The organism is Microbispora catharanthi (genome assembly GCF_006334915.2).
Classification (GTDB): domain Bacteria; phylum Actinomycetota; class Actinomycetes; order Streptosporangiales; family Streptosporangiaceae; genus Microbispora; species Microbispora catharanthi.
Map to the genome: position 1 here is coordinate 16,542 of NZ_VDMA02000033.1, position 21,885 is coordinate 38,426.

Consider the following 21,885-nt stretch of genomic DNA (forward strand, 5'->3'; position numbering starts at 1 on the left):
GGGATTTCACCATGACCACCACCGCCGGCGGCCTCGGGCGCGCCTCCGACTGGGACCCCACCGCGCCGGAGACCTTCGACAGCTCGCACGAGGTCTACGCCGAGCTGCGGCGACGCTGCCCGGTGCCGTGGAGCGACGCCTTCGGCGGCTTCTGGGCCGCCACCCGCTACTCGGAGGTGGTGCGGGTGGCCCGGGACAGCGAGACGTTCAGCACCGCGGTGCAGAACGTCGTCCCGCACGTGCCGCGCGCCCAGCGCCGGCCGCCGCTGCACTTCGATCCGCCCGAGCACGGAATCTACCGCGCTCCGATGGACCGGGTGCTGCGCCGCAGCGTGGTTCGGCGTCTCGAACCGGCCTTCGCGGAGGCGGCGCGCGAGCTGCTGGGACCGCTCCTCGCCCGCGGCGGCGGCGACTACTCCCAGGAGTTCGCGCTGCCGTACGCGGCGCAGTGCTTCGCGCTCTTCCTCGGCCTGCCGGTCGACCAGGTGCTGGAGATCCGCCGGATCGGCGTCGCGTACAGCTTCGCCATCCAGGAGATGGACCGGGCCCGGGTCATGGCGGCCAGCGACGAGCTCTACGCGATCGCCCGCGCCATCGTCGAGGACCGCCGGGCCGACCCCCGCGACCCGGACGAGGACCTGGTGACCAGCCTGCTGCGGGCGTCCGGCGACCCGGAGCGGCCGATCCCGTACGACCTGGTCGTGGCCACCGTCCGGCAGACCATCGTGGCCGGCATCGGTGCGCCGCACGCCGTGCTGGGCAGCGCCGCCGTACATCTGTCCCGCGACCCCGACCTCCAGGACCGGCTGCGCGCCGACCCCGGCCTGCTGCCGGCGACGGTCGAAGAGCTGCTGCGGCTGTACGCCCCCTATCGGGTGTTCGCCCGGACCGCCACCCGGGACGTCGAGCTCGGCGGCCGCACGGTGCGGGCCGGTGAGGCGATCGCGATGATCTTCCCCTCGGCGAACCGGGACGAGGCGGTGTTCGACGACGCCGACCGGCTCGACCTGGAACGGCGGCCCAACCGGCACCTCGCGTTCGGCCGAGGTGCGCACCGCTGCCCCGGCGCGGCGATGGCCCGGCTGGAGATGACGGCCGCACTGGGCGAACTGCTCGCCTGCACCACCCGCGTCGAACCGGACGGCGAGGTGGAGATGTTCAACTGGCTGGAGTTCGGGCCCAGGTCGGCACCGCTGCGCCTCCTCCCCCGCAGCTGACTCCGCCTCCGGAGCCGTCAGACGTGAGTACCGGCCATCGGCGTCCGCGTCAGCACGACCACTGCCTTCAGCTGTCGGCCCTTGGCTGCGCGCATGAAGGGGCGCGCATCGGTTCTCTATGACGTTTGCCGAAACCGGCGCCGCGTGAATGTCGCTCTTCAGATCGTGGACCGGTCGCGTCAACCGCACCACGGCAGGCGGCTCGGACGTCGCCGATTGTCCGACCACGGCCGCCGACCGGGGGTCCTACCTTGGCGGACATGGTCTGCCGGTCACCGGGCGCCAACATCCCGGCGCCCTGCCCGGCGTGCGTTTCGGTCGCTCCGGCGCGTCACCGAGGCGGCAATCGGGGGATTGACATTGATGACAGAAAGCTGAACGATCGTCTCCGTTGACGACGGCCATGGGCCTCACAACAGCTGCCAGGCGCCCCGCCGGCCACTCGCGGACCTCGTCGGACCCGAGCCAACACCCCCTGCCCGTCCATCAAAACGTGGAGGAAACGCACATGCCTGCCCGCTCCATGACCGCGCGGACCCTGCTGGCGGCGACCGTGGGGGCGGTCGTCCTCGCCGGCTCCGGCGCCGCCACGGCGTCGTCCGCCCAGACTCCGCCGCCACCGAAGACCCCCTCGGCCGGCGCCTCGACGCCGGCCGTGCTGCCCACGGTCCGTGAGGCCGCCGAGGGGTTGCCCGGGCACACCGTTTACCGCCCCGCCGATCTCAAGGCACTGCGCAAGGGCAGCCTGCCCGTGATCGTCTACGGCAACGGCGCCTGCGCGACGAGCAACCTGGAGGGGATCACGTTCCTCACCGGCCTGGCCTCCCAGGGATACATCGTCGTGGCGAACGGCGGGGTGGACGAGTTCCCCGTCCCCAACACCCCCGATAAAACGATCGCGCACCCCGAGGCGCTCCTCGCGGCCGCCCACTGGGCCACCGAGTCGAAGCAGGCCCGCAAGCAGTTCGACGGGCGGGCGGACACGACGCGGGTCGGCGTGCTCGGCCACAGCTGCGGCGGCGTCGAGGCCCTCGCCGCCGGGACCGACCCCATGATCGACGCGGTCGCCGGGTTCAACACCGGGTACTTCGCGGAGCCGGCCTTCGGCGGCTACGGGCGTGACCGTCTCGCCGATCTGCACACGCCGACGCTGCTGGTCAACGGCGGTCCGGACGACGTCGCCTACCAGAACAGCATCGACAACTACGCCCTGCTCGACGTCCCCGCCGCCCTGGTCAGTGACACGGCGGCCGGCCACACCGGCTTGATCGCGGGTCTCGAGGCCACCAAGGGCTGGCAGGTGGCCGCGGACTGGTTCGACTACGTCCTGCGCGGGGACCGGGCCGCCGGGGCACGCTTCGTCGGCCCCGACTGCGGACTGTGCACCGAGGACGGGTGGAAGGTCGAGTCGAAGGGGCTGTCGCTGTGATCCGCCGCAAAGCGACCGCGTGCCTGGCCATCGCGTTGGCGACCGCCGTCGGAAGCGGAACCGCCGCCGCGGCCTCCGCCAAGCCTGCCGGCGGCACACCGTGCCTGCCGGACTCCCCCGCCCACCCCACCTGCGTCAGCGGCACCCTCGACGACGGAACGCCCTACGAGTTCGTCGTCCCGGCCCACTGGAACGGCACCGTGGTGGTCGCGCTCGACTTCGCCGGCTCGGGCCGGAACGAGCCCCTGACCGCGCGATTGCTGGCCGACGGCGTGGCCCGCGGCGGCACGAGCCGGGCGGTCACCGGCTGGAACATCCGGTCTGCCATCGACAACCAGGCCGAGGCGCTGGCCCGCTTCGAGGACGCCTACGGCCGGGCACGGTACGCGATCGACTCCGGCACCTCGATGGGCGGTTTCGTCGCCGCCGGCGTCGCCCAGGTCCACCCCGGCACCTTCGACGCCGCCGTCCCGATGTGCGGCGGCCTCGGCGGTTCCGTGGGCCAGTGGAATCAGAAGCTCGATACGGTCTTCGTGCTCGAGCGCCTGGTCGCACCGGGGCTGCCGGTCGTCGACATCCCGCAGGACGTCGAATCGGCCCGGAAGGCGTGGATCGACGCCCTGGCCGCGGCGCAGCAGACTCCCGAGGGGCGGGCCCGGATCGCACTGGCCGCCGCGATCGGCCAGCTGCCGGCTTGGGGACGGAACCCCGACGGGTCCGTGCCGCCGCCTCCGGACAGCGGGGACGCCGCCGCGCTGCAGCAGGGCGCCTACCTCGCGCTCGCCGGTGGGCCCCTGCCCTACATCGGGCAGGCCATGAGCAGCCGGCGCCAGATCATGGGGGTGGTCGGCGGGAACCCGTCCTGGAACACCGGCGTGGACTACGAGAAGCAGCTGCGCCTCGCCGATCCCGCCCTCCGGCGTGCCGTCCGCGACCTGTACAAGGCGGCAGGTCTGGACCTCGCGGCCGACTTGAAGAACCTGGCCGCCGCGCCCCGCATCGCGGCGGACCCGGACGCCGTCAAGCGCTTCTCGCGCGGCATCGTCCTGGACGGTGACCTGCGGATCCCCGTGCTGACCGTGTCCGGCACCGGTGACCAGATCTCCACCGTCGCCCAGCAGCAGTCGTACGGGGAGAATGTGCGCCGGGCGGGCGCGAACTCCCTGCTGCGCCAGACCTACACCGAAACCGTCGGCCACTGCGACTTCTCACCAGCGGAGCAGGAGGCGGCGCTGATGACGATGCTCGACCGGCTGCGGAGCGGTCACTGGCCCGCGACGTCCGCCCCGGCGATGAATGCCCGTGCGGCGGCGCTGGCGGCCGACCCCGCCCCTCGATATGTCCCCTTCACCCCACCTCGGTTCAACCGCCCCTATCCCGGCTGAGCCGCACGGGCCGCTGCCCGGACCACCCGGTCCGGGCAGCGGCTCCTCTCGACACACGCCGCCCGGAAGGCGAGCCGGACGTTCACGACATGGTCCCGGTGCGGAAAGTCCTTCGGTGCCGATTTTCAGGCGAGACAATACAAGGGTTTACCCGATCCGATTATGAAAGTCTCGCGAAAGTATTGCGCCCCCCCACATGGACACTGATGATGAAGGGCGAGATTGCTTTTCTTTCAGGTGACCCGAAAAAAGGTGGGGATGCCATGAGACTTCGCAACGTGGCCACTTCGATCGGCGCGGGCATTCTCGCCGTCCTCGCGTCGACCCCCCAGGTGGCGATGGCCGGACCGGTGACGGATCACCTCACCGAGGCGGAAGAGCTGGTGGACGAGCTGAATTCGATCGGCTGGCCGTCGGAGTCTTCGTACAACAAGTATTGCGGTTCCGGATGCACCGGCTCCGTCGTGACCTGGGGCACGCCCGGAACTCCGACGAGCTATTCCAGTGAGAGTCAGTGTGCCCCTTTCGTCACCAAGCTTCTGGCGCACACTTACTCATGGGCCACCAGCACATATTTCAGCACTGAATTCGCGAGTACCAGTCCCAACAGCGCGCGATACTACGATCGCATCAATGCCGACACCGTCGACCATATGGACAAGATCACCAAGGTGGCCTCCCTCGCGCCCGGAGACATCATCGCGATCAAGTACGAGGCGGGTGCCAGCGGGGGGAGCGGGCACACGCCGGTGGTCCGATCGCTGGCGGGCACGGTGGTCACGGACAGTGATCCGAACACGACCGAATACGTGGTCGAGGTCGTGGACTCGACGAGCAACCCGCACGGGACCGCCCCTGTCGCGGACGGTCACGACGACTCGCGGAGTAGTGGTTCCACCGAATACAGCGGTGTGGGATACGGGTTCATGGTCCTGTACGCCGACGCGACCGGTGACTTCTACGGGTATCGCTGGGGAACGGACGAAAGCACCTTCCATTCCGTCGCCACCAGGCCCATCGTCGCGGCCCGGGTGACGTCCGAGGCCTAGCACACCGGGCTGCACCGGACAGAGCTGATCCATCGGCGCGGGTCCGGGGTATCAGCCACGCGACGTATCCCTCCCGAGCACCGGCCGGCCCGCGACCGTGCCGGTGATGACGCGACGAAGGCGACCGCCCGGGGCGTTCGTCTGTGCCGTCGTGAACCTCCTTGTCGGTGACTCTCCGAGAGAGCGGCTCCAGGGACGTGGTGTCTGTCCGCCGGATCGCCCCGCGCCATGCCCGCCGGGCGATGACCCAGGCGGGTTGTTAGCGCTAACAAATCTTCCCTGTCGCGTTCCTTCACTGTCGGACGGCTGTGGTGGCAGGTCGATCGGAGCCAATACGAGACGAAAGGCGACGTCAAGGACGGCACCTCGCCCCCAGGGAGGGGCGGCAGCCCGGGCGTGCGGCTCATCAGGCGTTATCAGGGGTCACCGCCCGTGACGACGGGAGCGTTACTTTGAAACTTTCACAGGGGACTTGACACATTTCGGTGTGGTTTCCAAGCTGTGTCCCCGAGGCGGCTTCCTCCTGCCATGTGGTGGTGTGCGGTGAGGACCGCCGTTCGCGACGCCCTGGTGGTGTGCGTTCCCTGATCACGGGACGCGGCGTCGATCGCGCGGGGTGACTCTCGCGTGCCCGCTTTCCTGTAACGGCTCCATCGCCGTCGGCGGCTCCACGACCTTCGGGTTCACCGCGAACGGCACCGTGCCCACCCCGATCGCCACCCGCACCAGCCCCTGACGGCGGTCGGAAAAGATGATGAGGAGAACACAGATGCGTCTGCCCTGGAGAGCGCGGTCACCGCGTCCTTCCACCGTCACGACCGCGGCGCCGCCCCGGCGGGCCTCGCGCCGCGGCCTCGTGATCGGCTCCATCCCGATCCTGCTGGCCGGAGCCGGCGGCCTGTTGATCACACAGCCCGCCCAGGCCGCCGTCGCCTGCCGGGTCGACTACACCATCAGTTCGAGCTGGCCGGGCGGCTTCAACGCCAGCGTCACCATCAACAACCTCGGTGACGCGGTCGACGGCTGGCGGCTCACCTGGTCCTTCGGCGCCGGCGAGCAGATCACCCAGATCTGGAACGCCACCCAGACCCAGTCCGGCTCGTCGGTGACCGCCACCAACGTCTCCTACAACGGCAGCATTCCCAGCGGCGGCAGCACGAACTTCGGATTCAACGGCTCCTCGAGCGGCTCCGCCCAGGTGCCCACCTCGTTCTCCCTGAACGGTGTGGCCTGCACCGGCAGCCCGGGCTCGCCCAGCCCCTCCCCCACGCAGTCGCCCAGCGCGTCGCCGACGCGTTCCCCGTCCGCGTCTCCGTCCCCGTCCCCGTCCCCGTCTCCGTCTCCGTCGGTGACGCCGACCGGCACGTGCGCTCTTCCGTCGACGTACCGCTGGACCTCGACGGGCGCGCTGGCGACCCCGAAGTCGGGGTGGGTCTCGCTCAAGGACTTCACCAACGTCGTCTACAACGGCAAGCACCTCGTCTACGCGACGACGCACGACACCGGGTCGGGCTGGGGTTCGATGGGCTTCAGCACGTTCACCAACTGGTCCGACATGGCCTCGGCCACCCAGACCAAGATGAACTCGGGCACCGTGGCGCCCACCCTGTTCTACTTCGCGCCCAAGAACATCTGGGTGCTGGCCTACCAGTGGGGCGGGACCGCCTTCTCCTACCGCACCTCCAGCGACCCCACCAACCCCAACGGCTGGGGGGCGCAGCAGACCCTGTCCACCGCGAGCATCTCCGGCTCGGGCACCGGGCCGATCGACCAGACGCTGATCGGTGACGGCCAGAACATGTACCTGTTCTTCGCCGGTGACAACGGCAAGATCTACCGGCAGAGCATGCCCATCGGCAACTTCCCGGGCAGCTTCGGCTCCAACTACACGACGGTCATGAGCGACTCGACCAACAACCTGTTCGAGGCGGTCGAGGTCTACAAGCTCCAGGGCCAGAACAAGTACCTCATGCTCGTCGAGGCGATCGGCTCGCGGGGCCGCTACTTCCGCTCGTTCACGGCCGACAGCCTGAGCGGGTCGTGGACGCCGAACGCCGCGACCGAGAGCAATCCCTTCGCCGGCAAGGCCAACAGCGGCGCCACCTGGACCAACGACATCAGCCACGGCGACCTGGTCCGCAACAACCCCGACCAGACCAAGACCGTCGACCCCTGCAACCTGCAGCTGCTCTACCAGGGCCGCAGCCCCAGCTCCGACGGCGTCGACTACGGTCTCCTGCCCTACCGGCCGGGCCTGCTGACCCTGCAGCACTGACGGCATCACACCGGTCCACCTCGGGATGTTCCTGAGGCTCGCCCCAGAGGCGCATGCCGAATCGGGTGAGCGCCATCACGGCACACGATCAGGACCAGGTGGACCTGGACCGGCGGGCTCGGCGCAAGGCCGAGCCCGCCACAGTCATGCGGACAGCCCAGATCATCCCGCTGTCCGGGCGAGGAGTTCGCCTCGGCATCACGACACGGGTGACCGCCGGGCACCCGCGTCCAGCCGAGCGCGTGCGGACCCATCCGAATGCCCTTCTCCGGCGGGTCCCCACAAGTCATGAGCACGGTCTCCAGGTTGCGTTCCGGACGCGAGCCCGCATCCTGGGCAGCCGCGCCGATTCACTCTTGATCGTCGCTTTCACCCAGCGGGCATGGAGTCCGAACTCGAGCCAGTGGGCGTACTCGACCAGCAGCAGGCCGGCCGCGGGATCCGAACCGGTCCGGGCCTGATTCCGAGCGGTACGGGTTCTCGCTGTGGCGAACGGGCATCGGCGGTGATCCGTATGTAACCCGTAGCCGTCGGCGCTCGTGACATCTGCGTAACGGCTCATTCTTACGTTGTCGTCGTTGGATCTGCCCGCTGCGGCTACGGCGCGCCCACTGCTCGGGGACAGCGTTCAGGCCCCGTAGAGGAGAAGGGCCGATGACGGCGACAGGCTCGGACAACGCCAACGCTCAGGTGAAGACCGTCTGCTCCTACTGTGGAGTCGGCTGCGGGATCGTCCTTGATGTGGCGCAGGGCGCGGACGGGCGACGCCGGGTCGTCAAGGTCAGCGGAGACAAGAGCCATCCGGCCAACGCCGGTCGTCTGTGCACCAAGGGAGCCACCAGCGCCGACATGCTCGCGGCCCCCGGCCGCCTGGAGCGGGCGCTCATCAGACCCGGCCGGGGCGCGGAGCCGGAGGAGACGGGCATCGACCAGGCGATCACGGCGACCGCCGGGAGGCTGCGCGCGATCCTGGACGAGCACGGGCCCGACGCCCTGGCGTTCTACGTGTCCGGACAGATGACGCTCGAGGCGCAGTATCTGGCGAACAAGCTGGCCAAGGGCTTCGTCGGCACCAACCAGATCGAGTCGAACTCGCGGCTGTGCATGGCGAGCGCGGGCAGCGGCTACAAACTGTCGCTGGGCTCGGACGGCCCACCCGGCTCGTACGAGGACTTCGACCGCGCCGAGGTGTTCTTCGTCATCGGCGCGAACATGGCCGACTGCCATCCCATCCTGTTCCTGCGCCTGATGGACCGGGTCAAGGCCGGGGCCAAGCTGATCGTGGTGGATCCGCGCCGCACCCCCACGGCCGACAAGGCCGACCTGTTCCTGCAGATCCGGCCGGGCACGGACCTGGCCCTGCTGAACGGCCTGTTACATCTGCTGGTCGAGAACGGGCACGTCGACGAGGAGTTCATCGCCGATCACACCCGGGGCTGGGAGGCCATGCCGGACTTCCTGCGCGACTATCCGCCGGCTGTGGTCGCCGAGCTCACCGGCCTCCCTGAGGCCGATCTGCGCCGGGCCGCCCAGTGGATCGGGGAGGCGGGCGAGTGGATGAGCTGCTGGACGATGGGACTCAACCAGAGCACCCACGGCACCTGGAACACCAACGCGCTGTGCAACCTGCACCTGGCCACGGGCGCGATCTGCCGTCCCGGCAGCGGCCCGTTCTCGCTCACCGGCCAGCCGAACGCGATGGGCGGCCGGGAGATGGGCTACATGGGGCCCGGCCTGCCCGGCCAGCGCTCGGTCCTGGTCGAGGAGGACCGCCGGTTCGTCGAGGACCTGTGGGGCATCGCGCCCGGCACGCTGCGTACCGACGTCGGCCAGGGCACGATCGAGATGTTCTCCCGGATGGCCGCGGGCGAGATCAAGGCGTGCTGGATCATCTGCACCAACCCCGTGGCCAGCGTCGCCAACCGCAAGACCGTCATCGCCGGGCTGGAGGCCGCCGAGTTCGTCGTCACCCAGGACGTCTTCGCCGCCACCGAGACCAACTCCTACGCCGACGTGGTCCTGCCCGCCGCCCTGTGGGCCGAGGCCGAAGGCGTGATGATCAATTCCGAGCGGAACCTCACCTTGCTCCGGCAGGCCGTCGACCCGGTCGGTGAGGCGCTGCCCGACTGGCGGATCATCGCCAGGGTCGCGTGCGAGATGGGATTCGAGGAGGCGTTCTCGTACGACAGCGCCGAGGAGATCTTCGAGGAGATCAAGCGGGCCTGGAACCCGGCCACCGGTTACGACCTGCGCGGCGTCACCTACGACCGGCTGCGCCGCACACCCGTGCAGTGGCCCGCCGCTCCGGACTCCGGCGAGCGCAATCCGGTCCGCTACCTCAACGACGGCCGCAGCCGTACGCTGCTCACCGGGGACGACGGCGGCGGTCCTCGGCTGGCCTTCGCGACATCGGACGGCCGGGCCGTCTTCTTCCCGCGCCCCCACCTGCCCGCCGCCGAGCTGCCCGACGACGACTTCCCGTTCGTGCTCAACACCGGGCGGCTGCAGCACCAGTGGCACACGCTGACCAAGACCGGCAAGGTCGCCAAGCTCAACAAGCTCAGTCCCGGGCCGTTCGTCGAGATCAACCCACTGGACGCCGCCGAGCACGGGATCGGTGAAGGCGACCTGGTGGCGATCTCCTCCCGGCGTGGCCGGGCCGTCCTGCCCGCCGTCGTCACGGACCGGGTCATGCCGGGCAACTGTTTCGCGCCGTTCCACTGGAACGATCTGTTCGGCGAGTACCTCAGTGTCAACGCCGTCACCAGCGACGCCGTGGATCCGGTCTCGTTCCAGCCCGAGTTGAAGGTGTGCGCCGTCTCCCTCGCCAGGGTTCCCGCCGGAGCGGCGGCCCCGAGACCGGCTCCGGCCCTCGCCGCACACGGCTCGTCGCAGGCTGCTCCCCCTCCGGCGAAGCCCGGGCAGGGCGGTCAGGTCTCTGCCGGCGCGCAGATCCTCGCCGATCACGACCGTTCCGCGACGGTGGCGGCGCTGTCCGCACTGTTCGGGCTGGCCGACCAGGCTCCACCGGACCTCGGCACGCGGGAGCGCCGTTACCTGTCCGGGTTCCTGTCCGGCCTCACGCTCTCACCGCTTCCCGGCGCGGACGTCCCCGTCCTGCCGGACCACGCACCCATCGACCCCGACCACGCGCTGTGGATCAATGGAGCCCTCGCCGGCGCCTTCTCTCGCTCCCCCGCTCCGGTGACGGGACCGCCGCCCGAGAACCGTGATCCCGAGAGCCCGGCGCGCGAGATCGTCATCCTGTGGGCCTCACAGACCGGCAACGCCGAGGAGTTCGCCTCGGCGGGCGCCCGCCGCCTCGCCGAGGCCGGCCGCAGCCCCCGGCTGGTCAGCATGGCCGACTGCTTACCGGCCGCGTTGCCGGCGGAGGCGGACGTGCTCGTCATCTCCAGCACGTTCGGCGATGGGGATGCACCGGACAACGGCACGACCTTCTGGGAGGCCCTCTCCGATGCCGGGGCGCCCCGGCTGGACGGGGTGCGCTATGCCGTGCTCGCCTTCGGCGACTCCAGCTACGACGACTTCTGCGGGCACGGGCGGCGGCTCGACCGGCGTCTGGCGGAGCTCGGGGCCGTACGTCTGGTCGCTCGTGTGGACTGCGAAGCCGACGAGCACGAGCGTGCCCTGGGCTGGCTCGAACAGGTCCTCGACGCCCTGTCCGGCACCGGCGGGACCACCCCCGCGGCGCGCGAGCCCGGAGCCGCCGCGGCCGTGCTCGCCGAGCCGTCCGCTCCCCCCGCATCGGCCCGGTACGGCAAAGCCTCCCCTTTCACCGCGACGCTCTCCGGCAACCGGCTGCTCAGCCTGTCCGGCTCCGCCAAGGAGGTGCGCCAATTCACCTTCGACACCGGCGGCGAACTGACCTACCAGGCCGGAGACGCCCTCGGCGTGATGCCGGTCAACGGAGCCGACCTGGTCATGGAATGGCTGGCCGTGACCGGTCTGAGCCCCGTCGACGACGTCGAACTCCCCGGCCTCGGCATCCTGCCGTTCGGCCAGGCCCTGCACCGCCACCTCGACATCACGAGAATCAGTTCCGGCCTGCTGAGGTTCGTCGCCGAACGCAGCCGCGACCGTGACCTGGCCCGCATCCTCCGCCCGGGCAACAAGGGCGAGCTGGACAAGTGGGTGTGGGGCCGCCAGGCCATCGACGTCGTCGCCGGCCTGCCGGTCCGCGCCACGGCGCAGGAATGGGCCGGCGTCCTCAAGAGGCTGCAGCCGCGGCTGTACTCCATCTCCTCCAGCCCCCTGACCAGCCCCGAGCAGATACGCCTGACCGTCTCGGTGGTCCGTTTCGCCAACACGCGCGGCGTCCTACGGAGCGGCGCCTGCTCGGCGTACCTGGCCGACAGCGCACAGGACGCATCCGTTCCCGTCTACGTCCAGCCCACCACCCACTTCCGGCCACCCTCCGACCCCGCCACCCCCGTGATCATGATCGGTCCCGGCACGGGCGTCGCCCCCTTCCTCGGTTTCCTCGACGAACGCCGCGCTCTGGGGCACCGCGGCCGCAACTGGCTCTTCTTCGGCGAACAGCGCCGCGCCACCGACTTCTACTACCGCGACGAGCTGACCGCGCTCCGCGACGACGGGCTACTCACCCGCCTCGACCTCGCCTTCTCCCGCGACCAGCGCGCCAAGATCTACGTCCAGGACCGCATGCGTGAACACGGCGGCCGGCTGTGGGCCTGGCTCCAGGAGGGCGCCCGCGTGTACGTGTGCGGCGACGCCAGCCGGATGGCCAAGGACGTCGACCAGACGTTGCGTGCCATCGCGGCCCACCACGGCGGCCTGTCAGCGGAGGACGCCGCCGCCTACGTCAAGCAACTCGCCGCCGCCAAACGCTACGTACGCGACGTGTACTGACCCGGCAAGGGACGGCGATCACGGTGATCGATGGCGGTCGTCCGCCGGGGGCCTGCTCATGCCGGATAGGCGTGGGTCTCGGTGGCCTTGACCGAGGCCCAGATCCGCCGGCCCGGGCTCAGCTGGAGGTCGGCCAGGGCGGCGGGGGTGATGTCGGCGAAGGCGGTGATCGGGCCGTCGAGGTGGACGCGGACGTTGTCGCCGTGCCGCTCGATGCCGCCGATCGTGGCCTGCCACAGGTTGCGGGGGCTGCCGTCGGGGCGGGTGCGGTAGAGGGCCACGGCGGCGGGCGAGAAGGCCACGAACGCGGGGCCGTCGAGCGGTTCGGAGGTGTGCAGCAGCAGTTGGCCGACCTTGACCCGGGCGCCGTCGCCGAGCCCTCGGTAGAGGTTGAGCCCGACGAGGCGGGCGACGTAGTCGGTGCGCGGGCGGCGGGCGACCTCCGCGGGGGTGCCCTGCTGGACGATGCCGCCGGACTCGATGACGATCAGCCGGTCGGCCAGCACCATGGCATCGAGCGGGTCGTGGGTGACCAGCACGGTGGCGCCGTCGAAGCCGGCCAGGTGGCGGCGGAGCTGGGAGCGGATCTCCAGCCGGGTGTGCGCGTCCAGCGCGGCCAGCGGCTCGTCCAGCAGCATCAGCCGGGGCCGTACGGCCAGCGCCCGGGCGAGGGCGACGCGCTGTGCCTGCCCACCGGAGAGCTGGCGGGGCTTGGCCGCCGCCCGGTCGGCCAGGCCGACGCGCTCCAGCAGTGCCGCGGCGACGCGGCGCGCCTCGGCCTTGGGGACGCCCTGGCAGCGCGGTCCGAAGGCGACGTTGTCGAGCGCGGACAGGTGCGGGAAAAGCAGGTAGTCCTGGAAGACCACGCCGACCGGGCGCTGCTCGGGGGGCGCGGTGTGCAGCGGCCGGCCGTCCAGGCTGATGTGCCCGCCGGACATGGCGGTCAGCCCGGCCAGGGCGCGCAGCGCGGTGGTCTTGCCCGCGCCGTTCGGCCCGAGCAGCGCGACGACCTCTCCTGGTGCGACGTCGAGCGTGATGTCCAGGGTGAAGGCGGATCGGCGGACGACCAGGGTCGCCCGCAGGCCGTCGGTGCTCACGGGCTGTTCACCCACCGATCGCGCAGACTGGCCAGGATGACCACCGAGACGGCCAGCAGGACGAGGCTGAGCACGATGGCCGCGTCCGGCTCGGTCTCCAGCGCCAGATAAACCGCCAGCGGCATCGTGCGGGTGGTGCCGGGGAAGTTGCCGGCGAAGGTGATGGTGGCGCCGAACTCACCGAGCGCCCGTGCCCAGCACAGCACCGCTCCGGCCACGACGCCGGGCATGATGAGCGGCAGGGTGACCCGCCGGAAGACGGTCCAGCGGGAGGCGCCCAGCGTGGCGGCGGCCTCCTCGAACCGCCGATCAGCGGCGCGCAGCGCCCCCTCGACGCTGATCACCAGGAACGGCATGGCCACGAACGCCTCGGCGACGATCACGCCGATGGTCGTGAAGGGCAGCGTGATCCCGAACGCGGACTCCAGCCACTGCCCGATCAGCCCGCGCCGCCCCAGCACCAGCAGCAGCGCCACACCGCCCACCACCGGCGGCAGGACCAGCGGCACGGTCACCAGAGCCCGCACCACCCGCCGGCCCGGGAACTCGAGCCGGGCCAGCAGCCAGGCCAGCGGCACCCCGAACAGCACGCAGACGGCCGTGGCGGCGGTGGCGCACACCAGCGACAGCCGCAGCGCCTCCAGCACCTGCGGCTCGGCCAGCCGCTGGAGCAGCGTGGACCAGGGCGCCCGGATCAGCAGCCCGGCCAGCGGCAGCACCAGGAAGGCCAGCCCCACCACAGCCGGTAGCACCAGCATCCACGGCAGACGGCCGGAGACCGCACGGCGGGCGGCCGAGTGGCCGGCCGCACCGCCGCCGGGTGTGTCTGAGCGGCCGGGGCGCCGCGCCTGCGAGGAGTTCATCCGGATCAGGGGGCCTCGAAGCCGGCCTTGGTCAGCACGTCCGCGCCCTGCCGCGACAGCACGAGATCGACGAACTGCTCGGCCAGGTCGCCGGCGGGAGCCTTCGACAAGGTCGCGATCGGATAGTCGTTGATCGCCTTGTCCGCCTCGGGAAAGGCGATGCCCTGCACCTTGCCCGCCGCGGCGATCACGTCGGTCGTGTAGACCAGGGCGGCGTCCACCTCGCCCAGCTCGACCTTGGTCAGCGTGGCCTTGACGTCCTGCTCCAAGGTGACCGGCGTGACCTTCAGCCCGGCCGCGTCCAGCGCCTTGACCGCCGCCGCCCCGCACGGCACCTGCTCGGCGCACAACGCCACCTTCACCTTGGGATCGGTCAGGTCCTTCAGCTCGTCCACCTTGGCCGGGTTGTCCTTCGGGACGGCGATCTCCAGCCTGTTCCGCACGAAGGTGGTCGGCCCGCTCGCCAGCGACGCGTCGGTGACGGTCTTCATCGTGGCCGGACTGGCGGCGGCGAACACGTCGGCCGGAGCTCCCTGGACGATCTGCTGGGCCAGCGTCGCGCTGGAACCGAAGTTGAACTTCACCGTCGCACCCGGGTGGGCGGCCTCGAAGGCCTTGCCGAGCTCGGTGAACGTCCCGGTCAGCGACGCGGCCGCGAACACGTTCACGTCCTTCGCCCCTGCCGCGGCCGAGGTCGAAGCGGGAGCGGAAGACGTGGACCCGGCCGTATCACTTGAGCCGCAACCGGACAGCCCGGCGATCACCAGCGCGACGGGCACGGCGACCGCCCATCGCGAAAGGCGCCTGAACACCAAGGGAGCTCCTCATGGAGTCGTGGCCACGCGCTCATGGCCGGGAATCTCGACGACGACGTTGGTGGACTTGATCACGGCGACCGCCACCACCCCTGCCTCCAGACCCAGCTCGTCGGCGGCCTGCCGGCTCATCAGCGACACCACCCGAAACGGCCCGGCGGCGATCTCCACCTGGGCCATCACCGCGTCCCTGATGACCTCGGTGACGATCCCGCGAAAGCGGTTACGCGCCGAGGACCGCCTGCCGTCGCCGGTCGTCTCGACCTGCGACCGGGCGAAGGCGGCCAGGTCGGCCCCGCTGATCTGCCGGTGGCCGTGCTCGTCCCGTACCGCGGCCAGCCGGCCCGCGTCCACCCACCGGCGGACGGTGTCGGAGCTGACCCCGAGCAACGTGGCGGCCTCGCTGATCCGAAACGTCGTCACAGACCCTCACCTTATCTCTCGCACATTCCAGCCTGAATACCTTTCTTCAACCGCAACAGCGGGTCGATCTCCGTTGTTCTCATGGCATTCACGAGACCGTATAACACGCTCGCCATGGGCGCGGGCTCCGCGCGCCGCTGAGGCGCCACGTCGGCGCTCACGGCCGCGCCGCTGACCACGCTCACTCCCCCCACGCTCACCCCCACGGCCACCGCCGCCTCACCGCTACTGCTGCCGGGCCCGGCCGGGTGTCCAGCCCCGCATGTCAGCGGCGGTGTCAGGACGGCGACAGCCCGGTATCAGAGCGGTCGGCGATGGTGGATATCGAAAGAACACAACACAAGGAGCACACGATGCAGAAGTTCGACACCCCCGCCCCGATCTCCGCCGTCCTGGACATCCCCGCGGGACGCGTCCAGTTCATCGCCGCCGACCGGGCCGACACCGCGGTCGAGGTCCGGCCCACGAACGCCTCGAAGAGCCGCGACGTGAAGGCGGGCGAGCAGACCACGGTCGAATACGCCGACGGCGTCCTGCGGATCGAGACCTCGGTGAAGAACCAGTACCTCGGCCCCTCCGGATCCATCGACGTGACGGTCGAACTGCCCGCCGGTTCCCAGATCGAGGCGAAGACGGCCAGCGCCGAACTCCGGACCGTCGGCCGCCTCGGCGACGTCGCCTTCGAAGGCGCGTACCGCCAGATCAAGCTCGACGAGACCGCAAGCCTCCGCCTCACCGCGACCGACGGCGACGTCGAGGTCGGCCGGCTGGGCGGCCCCGCGGAGATCAGCACCGCACGGGGCGACATCCGGATCGCCGAGGCCACCGGCGGCAAGGTCGTGCTCCGCACCCAGTCCGGCGACATCTCGATCGCCGCTGCCGGCGGAGTCTCGGCGGCCCTGGACGCCGGCACCACCCACGGCCGCATCACGAACGCCCTCAAGAACGACGGCACCGCCGAACTCGACATCCACGCCACCACCTCCGACGGTGACATCACCGCCCGCAGCCTGTGACCCGCAGCCTCCACGGACTGTCACTACTCGACGAAGCGCTCAGGGGCCGCAGCGGAGGCCGGCCGGGTCGGCCCCGGTCCCGCGGCCGGATGGCCGGGGCCCGCGGCCGGATGGCCGGGGCCCGCGGCCGCACCGGGGCCGCACCGGGGCCGCACCGGGGCCGCACCGTGGCCGCACCGTGGCCCGGCCCCGGGCCGTGGGATAGCATCCTGCTGTGTCCATCGCCATCCGCCTCGCCCCTGGGTGCCGGCCGCGCGGTTGCCGGGCCCCGGCGCGGCGTGTGCTCGGCCGCAAGGTGCGGTATGTGCTTGGCGCCGAGGCTGGTCAGGTGAACGGGACGCGGTGGTCCGGCACCCCCCGTGCCGTGCGAGGTATCTGAGCGAGATCGCTCTCCTCGGCTCCGTCGTTCCCGCCCAGAATCCGGGACGACGAGGCTTACTCAAGCTTCCTTACCAGCCACCTAGAGCCGGGCGTAGCCCGTGCCAGGAGCGTTTGTGCGATGAACAGCAAATTCTTCTTCCCGGCGTTGCCGGGCGGATCCCCCAGTGGGGACGGCTATTTCGGTGCGTTCGGCGGCAAGTTCATCCCGGAGGCGCTCGTCGCCGCCGTGGACGAGGTCGCCGTCGAGTACGAGAGGGCCAAGACGGATCCCGGGTTCGCCGCGGAGTTCGAGCAACTGCTCGCCCACTACGCAGGGCGTCCGAGCGCGCTCACCGAAGTCCCCGGATTCGCCAGGCACGCCGGCGGCGCACGCGTGTTCCTCAAACGCGAAGACCTCAACCACACCGGCTCGCATAAGATCAACAACGTGCTCGGGCAGGCCCTGCTGACCAGGCGGATGGGCAAGCCGCGCGTCATCGCCGAGACGGGAGCCGGCCAGCACGGAGTGGCGACCGCGACGGCATCCGCGCTGTTCGGCCTGGAATGCACCATCTACATGGGGGAAACCGACATCCGCCGGCAGGCGGTCAACGTGGCACGGATGAGAATGCTCGGCGCCACGGTGATACCGGTCACCTCTGGCTCCCGTACCCTCAAGGACGCCATCAACGAGACGTTCCGGGACTGGGTCGCGAACGTCGAGACCACGCACTACATCTTCGGCACCGTCGCCGGACCCCATCCCTTCCCCGCCATGATCCGCGATTTCCAGCGCGTCATCGGCGTCGAGGCCCGCCGTCAGATCATCGAGCGAGCCGGCCGCCTGCCCGATGCCGCGATCGCGTGCGTCGGAGGCGGATCCAACGCCATCGGCCTGTTCCACGCTTTCCTCCCGGACACGGATGTACGTCTCATCGGCTGCGAGGCCGCCGGGCACGGGGTGGAGACCGGGAAGCACGCGGCCACGCTCTCGGCGGGTGAGCCCGGCATCCTGCACGGCTCGCGCTCCTACGTGCTGCAGGACGATGAAGGCCAGATCACCGAGCCCTGGTCGATCTCGGCCGGGCTCGACTATCCGGGCGTCGGACCGGAGCACGCATACCTTCACGACACCGGCCGCGGCGAATACCTCCCGGTCACCGACGCCGCCGCGATGCGGGCCTTCCGGCTGCTCGCGTCGACTGAGGGCATCATCCCGGCGATAGAGAGCGCCCACGCACTCGCCGGCGCCATCGAAGTCGGCACCGAACTCGGACCGGACGGGCTGATCCTGGTGAACCTGTCGGGCCGGGGCGACAAGGACATGGAGACCGCCGCACGGTACTTCGAGCGGGACGCCGACGCGGCCAGGGCAGAGGGGGCGCAGAAGTGAGCGGAAACCTGCGGCTTCTGGCCGACACGCTGGCCCGGGCGAGGCGAGAGAACCGGGCCGCGCTCATCACGTACATGACAGCCGGCTTTCCGACCGTCGACGACGGCATCGCCGCGACCAAGGCAATGCTGAACAGCGGAGCCGACATCGTCGAGATCGGCCTGCCGCACAGCGACCCGGTACTCGACGGCCCGGTGATCCAGGCCGCCGACGACATCGCCCTGCGCGCCGGCGTCCGGATCGCCGACGTCATCCGCACCGTGCGAGAGGCATACCAGGCCACCGGCAAGCCAGTCCTGGTCATGTCCTACTGGAACCCGATCGACAAGTACGGCGCCGAGCGCTTCGGCAGCGAGCTGGCCGAGGCAGGCGGCGCAGGATGCATCTTTCCCGACCTGCCCGTGCAGGAGTCCGCGCTGTGGCGCGAAACCGCGGCCAGGCACGGCCTCGCCACCGTCTTCGTGGCCGCGCCGAGCACCACCGACGAACGCCTGCGGGAACTCACCGCGGCAGGAACAGGGTTCGTCTACGCCTCATCGCTGATGGGGGTCACCGGCGCCCGGGACGCTGTCAGCACCGCCGCCGGCTCGCTGGTGCGGCGCATCAGGGCGACCACCGAACTCCCCGTCTGCGTCGGAATCGGGATTTCCGACGCTGCGCAGGCTGCCCGGGTGGCTCGCTTCGCCGACGGCGTGATCGTCGCGTCCGTACTGGTCAAGGCCGTCCTCGACGCACCCGATGCCGCCGCGGGAACCGCGATCGTGGCGGAACTCACCGCCGAACTGAGCCGTGCGACCCGTCGGCACGCGGATTGATCGGCGTGGGTGTGATGGCGCGTGCCCGTGCCGCCGGTCACTCGTCGCGCTTGCGTTCCGGGAGGGGGAAGGTACGGCTGTCGCCGCGCCGAAGCCGGGCGTGGTGGCCGTGCACCACGAAATCCAGGCCGGTAGGGCCGTCATCGGCCCGGGTGATCCGCACTCGGGTGGGATCGGCCTCGATGGCGAGTTCCGCACCTCGGTAGCGGAGGCACAGCGACAGCGTGGTGAGCTGTTCGGGGAGCACCGGATTCAGGTGCAGGCCGTCGGGCCTGGCCTCGAGGTCCAGGTAGCAGCGCTGGACCAGGTCCAGCGTGCCGGCCATGGCGCCCAGGTGGACCCCCTCGGCGGTGGTTCCTCCCTGTACGTCGGTGATGTCGCCGGTCAGCGTCTCGGTGAAGAATCGCCATGAGCCGGTGCGGTCCGATCGCGCCAGCACCCAGGCGTGCACCACGGCACTCAGGGTCGAACCGTGGCAGGTGCGGGAGAGGTAGTAGCGGATGGTGCGCCGGGTCAGGCCCGGTGCCGCCGGATAGCCCAGCCGGTCGAGGATCTGCCGCACCTCCCGGGCCGTGAGCAGGTAGAACAGCATGAGCACGTCGGCCTGCTTCGACGCCCGATAGCGGTTGGCACTGTCGTTGTCGGCCTCCAGCGCACGGTCCAGCCGCCGCACGCCGCGATAACGATCCCAGTCCAGCTCCGCCAGTCGCTCGTACCCCGTGAACTGGCTGATGACGCCATCGTGGAAGTCCACGCGCATCCGCCGGGTGATCTCCTCCCAGCGCTCGGTCTCCACGTCCGTCAGGCCGAGACGGCGGCGCAGATCCTCCCGCGCGCGTTGCGGCATCAGGTCGAGCGCCTGACGAGCGCGCAGCAGCAGCCACACCGTCATGATGTTGGTGTACGCGTTGTTGTCCAGGCCCGGGGACGCCGCGCCGGGATAGCCGTCGTGGTACTCGTCCGGCCCCATCACGCCCTGGATCTCGTAGCGGCCCGACACGGGGTTGAGCCGGGCCAGCGAGGCGAAGAAGCGGGCGATCTCGACCAGAAGGCAGGCGCCCGTCCCCGCGAGGAACTCCATGTCGCCGGTGATCGCGTAGTGCTGCCAGGCGTTGTAGGCGATGGCCAGCCCGACGTGCCGCTGCAGGTAGGTGTGGTCAGGTGTCCACCGGCCGGAGCGGGGGTTGAGGTGGAACCGCGGGGTCTCGTCGCGGCCGTCGCTGCCGCTCTGCCAGGGGAACATCGCCCCGCGCAGGCCCGCGGCGCGAGCGGCGGCCCGGGCCTCCGGAAGCCGCCGCAGGCGATAGCGAAGCACACCGCGGGCGATATCCGGGAACCGCAGGGTCAGCCAGGGCAGCACGAACAGCTCGTCCCAGAACACATGCCCCCGATACGCCTCGCCGTGCAGGCCACGTGCGGGCACACCCGCGTCGAGGCCGGCGGTGTGCGGCGACAGGGTCTGCAGCAGGTGGAAGGTGTTCAGGCGGATGTCCCGCTGGACGCGCGGGCCCGTCACCTCCAGCCGGGCCCGTTCCCACAGGTCACGCCAGGCGATCTCGTGCTGTTTCAGCAGTTCGCCGAACCCCGGCGCGAGTTCGGCCCGCCGCAGCGCGGCGGAGGTCGCATCGGCGACGGCGAGATCGCGCGATGTGGTGAGCGCGACCGTCTTGACGACCGTGACAGGGTGGCCCCGTTCCAAGCGCAGCACGCGTGTCTCCATGACGTGGTCGTCGTGTCGGTCGACCTCGGGCCCGCCTCCACTGTTGGAGGAGGTGCCGACTCGCGAGGCCAGGACGACCTCGACACCGGCGGACCGGGTCCGTGCCCGAAGCCATGCCAGGTGTCCTTCGGCCCCCGTCGCGTGCTGTGTCAAATGGTCGCCACGCAGGTCGCGGTATCGGGCCACTCCCGTGTTGGCCACGCGGCCGTCCAGCCCGGCGCGTACGCGAAGAGGCCCCGACCAGTTCTCGGCCGTGAAGGTCGTCTCCAGAGCGGCCAGGTACGGGTCGGCCATGGAGACCAGACGGCGCTGCCGTACCGACGTGATACGGCCCTGGGTGTCCCGGAAGCGGATCAGCCGGTGCAGGACGGCGTGGCGCATGTCCAACTCCTGCCGATACCGGAGCAGGTCCGCCGTGCTCGGGGAGAACCATTCGGAGCCGGGTGTCGCGAAGGTCAGGGGCAGCCAGTTCGGCAGGTTGACCATGTCCTCGTTGGTCAGCCGGTGGCCCGCGACGTTCGAGGTGAGCCGGTCGTAGCACCCGGCGACGTACGTCCCCGGGTAGTGGACGGCATCGGCCTCGGCTTCGGGTGCCGCGCCTCGCGTGGCGAATCGGCCGTTGCCCAGCGTGCACAGGGCCTCGCGCAGCCCTTCGTGACAGGGATCGAACCCCTCGTACGCCAGTGACCACGGATTCAACGCAGCTCCTCCTGGGCCCGCCCGCTCAACCCGAGCGGCGTTCCAACCCGGCAACTGCACTCTGACGCGATGTCCGGCATTCGGCGCCGCGTTACGTCTCGGCCGTGTCCTCTGCTCCCTCGGCCCGGAAGGCTATTCGATCAAGCCGAGGATGTCCTGCTCGTTACGGTGCAGGATCACTCTGTTGATCGCCTCGGTCATCTCCTGCCTGGTGTAGGCGCCCTCCGGGATCTCGTTCAGGTGCGCGAGCATGTCGGCGGTCAGATGCAGACGCGCCGACGCGTTCGCGTAGACATCCCGGACCGCGACCGTTTCACGTCCGCGGTATACCTCGTCGAGCACCTGCCGCATCTCGTCCTGGAAAACGTGACTGGGCATCTCGCGTGTCCACCCCCCGATTCCTGGCTCCGTACCCACGAACCGAGGTGATCCCACTTCG

The 21,885-nt window shown here is 70.5% G+C and carries 16 protein-coding genes; 10 read left to right on the forward strand and 6 right to left on the reverse strand.

Features of this window, described 5'->3' with window-relative positions:
* Window positions 1-11: 11 nt before the first annotated feature.
* The 6 genes from FH610_RS38810 (at window position 12) to FH610_RS38835 (ending at window position 12,245) form a co-directional block, all read left to right on the forward strand.
* On the forward strand, window positions 12-1,217 hold the full coding sequence (locus tag FH610_RS38810; RefSeq protein WP_139580227.1) for a cytochrome P450: 1,206 nt from the start codon (window positions 12-14) through the stop codon (window positions 1,215-1,217).
* A 508-nt stretch (window positions 1,218-1,725) separates the two neighbouring features.
* A complete protein-coding gene (locus tag FH610_RS38815) occupies window positions 1,726-2,646 on the forward strand; it encodes an alpha/beta hydrolase family protein (RefSeq protein WP_139580228.1) in 921 nt (306 codons plus the stop codon).
* Window positions 2,643-4,031, forward strand: coding sequence for an alpha/beta hydrolase (locus FH610_RS38820; RefSeq protein ID WP_139580229.1), 1,389 nt, complete (start codon window positions 2,643-2,645; stop codon window positions 4,029-4,031). Before FH610_RS38815 ends, FH610_RS38820 begins: the two co-directional genes overlap by 4 nt.
* A gap of 206 nt (window positions 4,032-4,237) precedes the next feature.
* On the forward strand, window positions 4,238-5,080 hold the full coding sequence (locus FH610_RS38825; protein ID WP_139580230.1) for a hypothetical protein: 843 nt from the start codon (window positions 4,238-4,240) through the stop codon (window positions 5,078-5,080).
* 769 nt (window positions 5,081-5,849) lie between these two features.
* The gene (locus FH610_RS38830; protein ID WP_139580231.1) at window positions 5,850-7,355 is read left to right on the forward strand and encodes a non-reducing end alpha-L-arabinofuranosidase family hydrolase; all 1,506 of its coding nucleotides are present in this window, start codon (window positions 5,850-5,852) and stop codon (window positions 7,353-7,355) included.
* A gap of 654 nt (window positions 7,356-8,009) precedes the next feature.
* Window positions 8,010-12,245: a bifunctional nitrate reductase/sulfite reductase flavoprotein subunit alpha gene (locus FH610_RS38835; RefSeq protein ID WP_139580232.1), complete on the forward strand. Its 4,236-nt coding sequence runs from the start codon at window positions 8,010-8,012 to the stop codon at window positions 12,243-12,245.
* A 56-nt stretch (window positions 12,246-12,301) separates the two neighbouring features.
* On the opposite strand, the gene FH610_RS38840 is transcribed toward FH610_RS38835, so the two are convergent.
* The 4 genes from FH610_RS38840 to FH610_RS38855 form a co-directional block, all read right to left on the reverse strand.
* On the reverse strand, window positions 12,302-13,342 hold the full coding sequence (locus FH610_RS38840; RefSeq protein WP_240809451.1) for an ABC transporter ATP-binding protein: 1,041 nt from the start codon (window positions 13,340-13,342) through the stop codon (window positions 12,302-12,304).
* The gene (locus FH610_RS38845) at window positions 13,339-14,100 is read right to left on the reverse strand and encodes an ABC transporter permease (protein WP_139580273.1); all 762 of its coding nucleotides are present in this window, start codon (window positions 14,098-14,100) and stop codon (window positions 13,339-13,341) included. Before FH610_RS38845 ends, FH610_RS38840 begins: the two co-directional genes overlap by 4 nt.
* Before the next feature lie 110 nt (window positions 14,101-14,210).
* A complete protein-coding gene (gene modA, locus FH610_RS38850; protein ID WP_139580234.1) occupies window positions 14,211-15,020 on the reverse strand; it encodes a molybdate ABC transporter substrate-binding protein in 810 nt (269 codons plus the stop codon).
* 9 nt (window positions 15,021-15,029) lie between these two features.
* Complete coding sequence (locus FH610_RS38855; RefSeq protein ID WP_139580235.1) at window positions 15,030-15,443, reverse strand: TOBE domain-containing protein; 414 nt, start codon at window positions 15,441-15,443, stop codon at window positions 15,030-15,032.
* A 353-nt stretch (window positions 15,444-15,796) separates the two neighbouring features.
* On the opposite strand from FH610_RS38855, the gene FH610_RS38860 reads away from it, so the two are divergent.
* From FH610_RS38860 to trpA, 4 genes are all read left to right on the forward strand, one after another.
* Window positions 15,797-16,459: a DUF4097 family beta strand repeat-containing protein gene (locus tag FH610_RS38860; RefSeq protein WP_139580236.1), complete on the forward strand. Its 663-nt coding sequence runs from the start codon at window positions 15,797-15,799 to the stop codon at window positions 16,457-16,459.
* Between the two features lie 214 nt (window positions 16,460-16,673).
* Window positions 16,674-16,838, forward strand: coding sequence for a tryptophan biosynthesis modulator TrpM (gene trpM / locus FH610_RS45780; protein ID WP_396781818.1), 165 nt, complete (start codon window positions 16,674-16,676; stop codon window positions 16,836-16,838).
* 120 nt (window positions 16,839-16,958) lie between these two features.
* The gene (trpB, locus tag FH610_RS38865; protein WP_139580237.1) at window positions 16,959-18,212 is read left to right on the forward strand and encodes a tryptophan synthase subunit beta; all 1,254 of its coding nucleotides are present in this window, start codon (window positions 16,959-16,961) and stop codon (window positions 18,210-18,212) included.
* Window positions 18,209-19,027 (forward strand): tryptophan synthase subunit alpha, encoded by an 819-nt coding sequence (gene trpA, locus FH610_RS38870; protein WP_139580238.1) that lies wholly within the window; start codon window positions 18,209-18,211, stop codon window positions 19,025-19,027. The genes trpB and trpA overlap by 4 nt, the downstream gene beginning before the upstream one ends.
* A gap of 37 nt (window positions 19,028-19,064) precedes the next feature.
* Here trpA and FH610_RS38875 read toward each other — a convergent pair whose 3' ends face one another.
* Both FH610_RS38875 and FH610_RS38880 read right to left on the reverse strand, forming a co-directional pair.
* A complete protein-coding gene (locus tag FH610_RS38875) occupies window positions 19,065-21,446 on the reverse strand; it encodes a glycoside hydrolase family 65 protein (protein WP_139580239.1) in 2,382 nt (793 codons plus the stop codon).
* 132 nt (window positions 21,447-21,578) lie between these two features.
* Window positions 21,579-21,797, reverse strand: a complete 219-nt coding sequence (locus tag FH610_RS38880) for a hypothetical protein (protein WP_139580240.1) — start codon at window positions 21,795-21,797, stop codon at window positions 21,579-21,581.
* Between the last annotated feature and the right edge of the window lie 88 nt (window positions 21,798-21,885).